The sequence below is a fragment of the Microbacterium sp. K41 genome (genome assembly GCF_004794395.1).
In the GTDB taxonomy this organism is placed as follows: Bacteria; Actinomycetota; Actinomycetes; order Actinomycetales; family Microbacteriaceae; genus Microbacterium; species Microbacterium sufflavum.
Genome location: NZ_SSDO01000431.1, coordinates 1 through 545, shown reverse-complemented (window position 1 = coordinate 545; position 545 = coordinate 1). Strand labels below are relative to the sequence as shown.

The window sequence follows — 545 nt, the reverse complement described above, 5'->3', positions numbered from 1 at the left end:
CGGGCGAGCGGGCGCCGCCGCCGATCGCGATGGTGAGGCCCGTGGTGGGGATGCCGAGCGCCGCGAGGGCCCGCTCCCCGCGGACGAGTCCGAGCGCGACGCCCTCGAACGCGGCGAGGGCGAGCTGCTCGCGTCCGGTCGCGGTGGTGAGTCCGGCGAGCATGCCCCGGGCGGACGGGAGCCGGGGCGAGCGCTCCCCGTCGAGGTAGGCGGCCAGCACGGGTCGTTCCGGGTCGAGCGGGGCGGCGAGGGCGAGGTCGGTGAGCTCGCGGTGGTCGACGCCGAGCAGCCGCGCGATCGTGTCGGTCACCTTGGTGGCGTTGAGCGTGCAGACGAGCGGCAGGTAGCCGCCGGTCACGTTGGCGACACCGTCGACGGCCCCGGTCACGTCGGCGACCGGGTCGGGCGTGGTCGCGAACACGACGCCCGAGGTGCCGAGGCTGTACGCCACGTCGCCCTCGCCGAGGCCGATGCCCTGGGCGGCGAGGTGCTGGTCGCCGCCACCCGCGCTGACCTGCGCGTCGCGGTCGATGCCGAGCGCGTCG

Annotated in this window: 1 protein-coding gene; it reads right to left on the bottom strand. The window is 76.9% G+C overall.

What is annotated here, in order from left to right; translation table 11 throughout:
* The coding region (locus tag DW309_RS13585; RefSeq protein ID WP_240753222.1) for an FGGY-family carbohydrate kinase at window positions 1–545 on the bottom strand (545 nt) is incomplete at both ends.